The following is a 7221-nucleotide window of genomic DNA, read 5'->3' on the forward strand; positions in this document are numbered from 1 at the left end:
TTACCGCCTGTAACCGTTGTTCCGGAGAGCCTCAGCGTTCCGCATGTTCTCGGCCCGCTGCGCTTGCAGTTGCGGGGAATCCAGCTGTTCGAGGCGGCTTTCCTCTTCTTGCCCTCGCTTCAGGGCGGCCTCGATCTCCAGCCGTTTCGAGTCGGTGAGCGGAACCCATTCACCTTGACCGGGTCGCCCACCGCGCGTATCCGGCGTGTCGTAGTCCTGGATCGCGTCGGATGTTTCCCAGTCCGGATTTTCGTAGTCGAGAACGTAGTCGTCCGTCCAGTCGTACCCGCGTCGGGGACGGGGCTCTTCCTTCTCCGCCGGCGGGTCCGGTTCGGGTTCCGGTTCGGGTTGGGCGGCTTTTTCGCGGGCGCGTTGGAGTTCTTCTTCGGCGGGGAGGGTGTAGCCCTCGGCGTCGTGGGTGGGGCGGGGCGGTGCCTTGGGGAGTTCCGGCTCGGGTGCGTGCTTGGCGACCTTGGCGACGCGGGCGGCGAGACCGGCCTTGGAGGCCGCGCCCGCACCGCCGCCCGCGACGGTGGCGGCGATGTTGGCGCCGGCCTTGCCCAAGGCCGCCGCCGGGTCCTTCTTCCACTCGTCGAGGGAGCCGATGGTCTGGCCCCAGCCCTCCTTGGTGGTGACCATGTGCACGACGCCTGCTCCGGCCGCGAACCCGGAGGAGATCGTCGCGGCCGGGTCGGTGATCAGGTGCAGGGGTTTCGCGACCAGGCCGAGACCGCCCATCGCCATCTCACCCAGCGCGCCGAAGCCCCCGCCCACGTAGCTCTTGCCCGCTTCGAAAAGGGCACCGCCGCTGTTGCGGAACGCATCCATCATCCGTTCCAGGAGGGAGGCTTCCGGAGCGCTCTCGGCCGCCGCCTTGAGCGCTTCGGCGGTGGCGACGCCGGACGTGCCGAACTTGCTCCTGGCTACGTTCAGCAGGGCCCGCGCTTCGGTGGTCTTGGCCGCGCCGGGGTCCTGGAACGGCGCGACCTGGTCGGTAGGCCCGGCCGCTGCCACCTGCGCCGCGTGGTCCTTCTCCGCGCGGGCGGTCTCCTGCTCGCCTTGGCGGTGCAGTTCGATCGCGCGGGCCGCCGCGTCCTGCGCGGTGCGCAGCGCTTCCGCGTGCTCGACGAGCGCCGTCGCCGCCTTCCCGAACGCCGCGGCCGCGACGTCCCAGCGCTGCTGCTCGTCGCGCACCGTCTTCCGGTACGCCTCGGCGGCCGCACCGCTCCAGGCGTGTTCGGAGTCGATGCGCTGCACCGCGGCGAGGCCGTCGGCGATGCGGCGGAACGTGTCCGCCTTGTCCTTGGTGCCCGCGACATCGCCGGGCACGAGCTCGGTGGGGTCGTCGGTGTCGCCGAGTTCCGCCGCCATCAGCGATCACCTTCCTGCGGCAGGCCCGGAGTCAGCAGCCTCGAACCGGTGACCCCGGCCGTCCACGCGTCGTCGGCGGCCTGGCCCACGGACTCGCCGACCTCGCCGAACTCCTCGCCCCAGCCGCCGTAGTCGGGCCTGCCGGCCTGCGCCAGTTCGCCCCAGCTCATCTCGCGGGCACCGGCGACCTTCTGCTGGTCCGGCGAGACGACGGTCATGAGGATCTCCTTGAACAGGCCGGAGATCTCGTCGTCCTGGCCGCGGTACTCCTTCAGGACGTCGGTGAGCTGGTCGGCCAGCTCCTGACCGGTGCGCAGCAGGCTGCCCAAGCCGTGCTCCCAGCGGAGGCAGAAGAACGCGAGCGCGTTCTGCACCTCGGAGTGCTCGCCCAGATCACCGGCGCTGAACGCCATCGAGTGCAGTCCGGCGGCCGATCCCGCATCGGCGACGTACCCGCCGCCGGGTATCAGGTCGGACAGCGCCCGCACCGTCTTCTCGTGCCCGGCGATCACCGCTTCCAGCGCGGCCGGGTCGAGGCCGAAACCGTCGTCAGGCATCGCGCACCTCCGCCGCCGCCAGCACCAGCCGGTACTGCTCGCCGGAATCGACGACGACGCCGACGTCCGGCGGCAGGTAGTGCTCGAACAGCCGCTTCGCGGGCAGCGCCACCACGTCCACGGTGCCGTCCGCGCCCGCCAAGCCCGCCGCTCCCGCGTAGTCCGCGGCGCGCTGCCGCGTCGAGAACACCGGCAGCCACTCGCGGCCGCCGAGCAGCAGCGTCGAAGCCTCCGCGGGCAGGTGCAGGGTCGACCGGCCCAAAGTCGCCAGCAGCAGCGTCGGATCCGGAGGACCCCCCGCGTCCTGCCAGCGGCGCGCCGCGAGCACCAGCACCGGTTCCGGCTCGGGCGGTGCCGATCGCTCGGGATCCGGCGTCGGAGCCGCGCTCGGCTCCGGGTCCGGCAGGGCCGCTCGGGTCGGTTCCGGGGTTCCCGTTGGTTCCGCGGTTCCCGCCGGTTCCGGAGTTCCCGCCGGTTCCGCGATTCGCGTCGGCTCCGGGGTTCGCGTCGGCTCCGGAGTTCCCGCCGGTTCCGGGGTTCGTGCCGGTTCCGATCGTTCCGGCACCGGCGAACGCACCGGTTCCGCGTCCTCTCCCGAATCCGACCACGCAGGTTCCGGCGTCCGCGCCGATTCCGGCTCTGGCGGCCAGGACCGGTCCGGTTCCGGAGGTGGCAGGCCCAGATCTCCGGACAGCCGCACCACTTCACGCATCCAGCACCCCCCAGCACTGGAGCCGCAGGTTCATCCCGCACTTCCTTCCGAGCTCCGCGGCCCGCTGTTGATCAGCGGGCAACGGCTCGGAACGCTAACAGCGCGCCGACGACCGCGTACCCGATTCGATCAACCTCGCAGAACCCGCGAATCCGGCGAGGTGAACGGCTCATTCGGGCGCGTCCGATCGGCCCAACGGACCGTTCGTGCGGGCCGAACGGGGAACGCGCCCGCGGCGTCAGGTGCGGAGGGAAGCCAGGAAGCGGATCCAGTGGTGCGCGGCGAACACGAGGAGACCGGCGTCGGGGGACTTCGAATCTCGGACCGCCACCACCGGGCCGTCGGCGGCCACCTCGACGCAGTTCGCCGTGCTGGCACTCCGGCTGGACTTCCGCCAGCCAACCTCGACGCAGTTCGCGGAGCTGTTGCTGCGGGTCGACTTGCGCCAACCGAACGCGATCTCGACGCAGTTCGCCGTGCTGTTGCTGCGGGTCGACTTGCGCCAACCGAAGGCGATCTCGACGCAGTTCGCGGTGGTCGCGCTGCGCGAGGACTCGCGCCAACCGTCACCCGATCCAGGACTGCCCATGGAATGAGCGTGGCAGCGCATCGGCCCTCTGCCCAGCGTCGCCCCGCCGCCGGAGCAGCGAACCACCGGGAATCCCACCCGGAAGCACCATCACCGAGGGCGTGAATCTCCCACCGCAGCGAGGAAATCGGCCCACCGCTCGCCGGACACCGCCAGCACCGGACCACCCGGGTCCTTCGAATCGCGGACGCCGACGATCTGGCCGCCCAGCGCGACCTCGACGCAGTTGGCCTTGCTCGCACTGCGGCTGGATTTTCGCCAAACAACCTCGTCAAACCGAGAAAGTTTCATGTCCGAAGCATGTCACTGCCCTGCTCAGCCTGAACAGCCATCTGGCGCAACTGAGCCACGGACTCGTCTGGAGCCAGCGCACAGCCACTGAGCTTCTCCCAAGCGAGCCGGTATGCATCGAGCTGCTCGTCCTCTTCGAGAATCAGAGACGAAGCAATCAGCTCAAGCCAGATCAAGCTCAATTCACCGTCGTACTCCACGATGATGAACGCGCCCGCAGCGCCAGGATGCAGACCTGCACTCGTAGGCACGATCTGGACCGTCACGTTCGGCCGCGAGGCTTCCTCGGCCAAATGATGAAGCTGCCGAACGAGGCAGCCCCTATCACCGAACGGCCTAGCCAAAGCCGCTTCTTCGATCAGCACATGCAAGTGCAGCGGCTCCGGCCGCGACAACAGCGCACGCCGCGCCGTGCGGCTCGCCACCCGCTCTTCGATTTGGTCGACACTGAGGCCGTCGCTGGTACCCGCGATAACCGCTCTGGCGTATTCCGACGTCTGCAGCAGACCAGGAATGACCATCGGGTCGTAGTACCGTAACCCCGTCGCTTCGTCCTCGAAGTCGCTCCAGGTCTGCCAGTCCGCCGGGAAGTGCGCGTTGCGCGTGCGCAACCAGCTGCGCTGTTCCGCGTGGCGCGCGATGTCGAGGAGTTCGACGCGGCGCTGCTGCGTCACCTGGTGGAAGTCGAGCAGCTTCTCCAGGTCGTCCAGGTAGATGCCGATCTCGCAGGTCTCGATCCGGTTGATCTTGCTACCGGACATGCCGAGCTCCTTGCCGACTTCAGCGGCGCTGACGCCCTTCTCGGCCCGAATCTTGCGCAGGGTCTGCGCCAGACGACGGGACCGGGCGGACGGTCCGGGGCGGCGAGGCATCAACGATCTCCTGTCGTTGCGAGGAATGTGCCCTCAGCCTGGCAGGAATGATCAGCTTTCGCGATCACTCGATCGCGTAATTGCGCACCTTCTTGCGTTCACGCAATTCTTGAAAGCGTGATCCACAACCCCAGGAGGCAGTGATGGACGAGAAGATCGCGCGGTTCGGTTCCGAGAGCCCGCAGCGCGAATGGCTGTGCCGGTGCAGCGACGACGATGCAGAGCTCGCGCTCTGCACCGTCGGCGTCGCGGCCGGTGACGTGGAGGTGTTCGGGCCCGAGCTCCAGGGCTACTTCCGGTTGCGCGGCAGCGAGATCGCGGTGTTCCGGCGGGCGCTGGACGAGGCCGCGGTGCTCGCGGCGGAGGACCTGGCCCGGCGGGAAGCCCGGCCGGACGCTCAGCCCTCGAAGCGGTAACCCATGCCCGCCTCGGTGATGAGGTGGCGGGGGCGGCTGGGGTCGTCCTCCAGCTTGCGGCGCAGCTGCGCGATGTACACCCGCAGGTAGTGGAACTCGTCGGCGTAAGCGGGTCCCCACACCTCCTGCAGCAGCCGCCGTTGCGCGACGAGCTTGCCGCGGTTGCGCACCAGCACTTCCAGCATGCCCCATTCGGTGGGCGTCAGGTGCACTTCGGCGCCGGCGCGCAACACCTTCTTCGCCGCCAGGTCCACTTCGAACGCGTCGGTGCGCACCACCGGTTCGTCCTCGGCGACGGCGGACCGGGAGCGGCGGACCGCGGCGCGCAGCCGGGCCAGCAGTTCGTCCATGCCGAACGGTTTCGTCACGTAGTCGTCGGCGCCGGCGTCGAGGGCGTGCACCTTGTCGGTGGATTCGGTGCGCGCGGACAGCACGATGATCGGCAGCGTGGTCCAGCCGCGCAGCCCGGCGATCACCTCCACCCCGTCGAGGTCGGGCAGGCCGAGGTCCAGCACGACCGCGTCCGGCCGCGCTTCGGCCGCCACCCGCAGCGCCGTCATGCCGTCCGGCGCGACCGCCACCTCGTAGCCGTGCGCGGTGAGGTTGATCCGCAGCGCGCGCAGCAGCTGTGGTTCGTCGTCCACCACCAGGACCTTCGTCATCGCCCCTCCGTCGCCACCGGCAGCGCCAGCACCATGGTCAGCCCGCCGCCGGGGGTGTCCTCGGCGCGGATCGTGCCGTGCATGGCCTGCATGAAACCTTGCGCGACGCTCAGCCCGAGACCGACCCCGGGCGGGCCGGTGTCGGCGTGCCCGCCGAGTCGCTCGAACGGGGCGAACACGGTGTCCGCGGCGCCTTCGGGCAGGCCGGGGCCGTGGTCGACGATGCGCAGCTCCACCCACCGGGCGTGTTCGCTGGCGCGCACGCCGACCCGGTCTCCGCCGTACTTCAGCGCGTTCTGCACCACGTTCGCGATCACCCGTTCCAGCAGTCCGACGTCGGCGAGCACCGCGGGCAGCGACTCGTCGGTGTCCACCTCGACCCGCTCCCGCCCGTCCAATCCGGCCAGGGCGCCCGCGACGGCCTGGTCGTAGCCGACGGGGCGCAGCCGCGGCACGATCGCGCCGGTCGCCAGCCGGGACGAGTCCAGCAGGTTGTCCACCAGGTCCGCGAGCCGGTCGGCGGATTCCTCCACCCCGGCGAGCAGTTCGGCGACGTCCTGCTCGGACAGCTGCACGCCGGGCAACCGCAGGCTGCTCACCGAGGCCTTGATGGACGCCAGCGGCGTGCGCAGGTCGTGGCCGACGGCGGACAGCAGCGCGGTGCGCAGCCGGTTCGCGTCCGCTTCCCGCTGGGCTTCGGCGGCGTCGGCGGCCATCCGCTGCTGGCGCAGCGCCACCAGCGCCTGGCCCGCGGCGGCTTCCAGCACCGTGCGGTCGTCGGCGGGCAGCGCCCGGCCGTCAGGGCGGCGCAGCGCCAGGTGCACGTCCGCGGTCACCTCGATGTCCACATCGGACTGGTCGGGCCGGGCGCAGGGCGTGGTGCCGAGGGACGCCGCGATGCGCCAGCCGTCCGGCCCGCGCTCCAGCAGCGCCGCCGAGGACAGCCCGAAGTTCTCCACCAGCTTCTCCAGCAGCCGCGGCAGCGGATCGGGGTGCGCCAGCACCGTCCGCGCGTAGGACGCCAGCAGCGCCGCCTCGGTGCGCGCCCGGGCCGCCCGCTCCGCGAGCCGCGCCGCCCGGTCCACCACCACCGCCACCATCACCCCGACGCCTACCATGCCGAGCACCGTCACCAGCGTCTCCGGGGAACTGACGGCCAGCGAATGCCGCGGTTCGGTGAAGAAGAAGTTCAGCAGCCCGCCCGCCAGCAGCGCCGCCGCCACCGACGGCGCCACCCCGCCGACCAGCGCCACCACCACGGTCGCCAGGAAGTAGCCGACCACGTCGGTGGACAGCTCGAAGTCGCCGAGCAGCGCGCTGACCAGCGTCACCAGCGGCGGCAACGTGCACGCCAGCACCCAGCCCCAGCCGCGGCGGGTGCGGGACAGCGGGTTCTTCGCGGCACGGCGGAACGGGCGCGCGCCCGCCATCCCGTGCGTGACCATGTGCACGTCGATCGTGCCGGAGCGCTGCACCACCGTGGAGCCGATGCCCTCGGCGGTCAGCCGCGCCCACCGGGAGCGCCGCGAGGTGCCGATCACCAGCTGCGTGGCGTCGACGCCGCGGGCGAACTCCAGCAGCGCCTCCGGCACGTCGTGGGGGCCGCCCCCGGGGGGGGGGGGGGGGCCCGCGGGGGGGGCCCCCCCCCCCCCCCCCGCGGGCCGGGGGGCCGGGGGGGGGGGGCCCCCCGCCCCCCCGCTCGGGTGGAGCGGCCGGCGGGGAGCGGTGAGCGGTTCGACGCGGAGCGCTTG

Annotated in this window: 8 protein-coding genes and 1 pseudogene; 1 reads left to right on the top strand and 8 read right to left on the bottom strand. The window is 71.3% G+C overall.

Annotated elements, in window-relative coordinates; translation table 11 throughout:
- From LCD33_RS08645 to LCD33_RS08670, 6 genes are all read right to left on the bottom strand, one after another.
- A complete protein-coding gene (locus LCD33_RS08645) occupies nucleotides 1-1371 on the bottom strand; it encodes a putative T7SS-secreted protein (RefSeq protein ID WP_224958765.1) in 1371 nt (456 codons plus the stop codon).
- Nucleotides 1371-1928, bottom strand: coding sequence for a hypothetical protein (locus LCD33_RS08650; RefSeq protein WP_224958764.1), 558 nt, complete (start codon nucleotides 1926-1928; stop codon nucleotides 1371-1373). The genes LCD33_RS08645 and LCD33_RS08650 overlap by 1 nt, the downstream gene beginning before the upstream one ends.
- Nucleotides 1921-2262, bottom strand: coding sequence for an SseB family protein (locus LCD33_RS08655; protein WP_224967675.1), 342 nt, complete (start codon nucleotides 2260-2262; stop codon nucleotides 1921-1923). Before LCD33_RS08655 ends, LCD33_RS08650 begins: the two co-directional genes overlap by 8 nt.
- A 616-nt stretch (nucleotides 2263-2878) precedes the next feature.
- Nucleotides 2879-3229, bottom strand: coding sequence for a DUF397 domain-containing protein (locus LCD33_RS08660; RefSeq protein ID WP_224967673.1), 351 nt, complete (start codon nucleotides 3227-3229; stop codon nucleotides 2879-2881).
- Between the two features lie 90 nt (nucleotides 3230-3319).
- Nucleotides 3320-3520: a DUF397 domain-containing protein gene (locus LCD33_RS08665; protein WP_224958756.1), complete on the bottom strand. Its 201-nt coding sequence runs from the start codon at nucleotides 3518-3520 to the stop codon at nucleotides 3320-3322.
- Nucleotides 3517-4392, bottom strand: coding sequence for a helix-turn-helix transcriptional regulator (locus LCD33_RS08670; protein WP_224958754.1), 876 nt, complete (start codon nucleotides 4390-4392; stop codon nucleotides 3517-3519). The genes LCD33_RS08665 and LCD33_RS08670 overlap by 4 nt, the downstream gene beginning before the upstream one ends.
- Before the next feature lie 143 nt (nucleotides 4393-4535).
- Between LCD33_RS08670 and LCD33_RS08675 the strand changes: the two genes are divergently transcribed.
- Nucleotides 4536-4808 carry a hypothetical protein gene (locus tag LCD33_RS08675; protein ID WP_224958753.1) on the top strand — a complete coding sequence of 91 codons (273 nt, stop codon included), beginning with the start codon at nucleotides 4536-4538 and terminating at the stop codon, nucleotides 4806-4808.
- Here LCD33_RS08675 and LCD33_RS08680 read toward each other — a convergent pair.
- Nucleotides 4790-5470: a response regulator gene (locus LCD33_RS08680; protein ID WP_224958751.1), complete on the bottom strand. Its 681-nt coding sequence runs from the start codon at nucleotides 5468-5470 to the stop codon at nucleotides 4790-4792. The genes LCD33_RS08675 and LCD33_RS08680 overlap by 19 nt on opposite strands.
- Nucleotides 5467-7065: pseudogene (locus LCD33_RS08685) on the bottom strand (DUF4118 domain-containing protein); the annotation flags it as partial. The gene LCD33_RS08680 and the pseudogene LCD33_RS08685, both read right to left, overlap by 4 nt.
- Nucleotides 7066-7221 lie beyond the last annotated feature (156 nt).

It is taken from the genome of Saccharopolyspora sp. 7B (assembly GCF_020177435.1).
Lineage (GTDB): Bacteria > Actinomycetota > Actinomycetes > Mycobacteriales > Pseudonocardiaceae > Saccharopolyspora_C > Saccharopolyspora_C gregorii.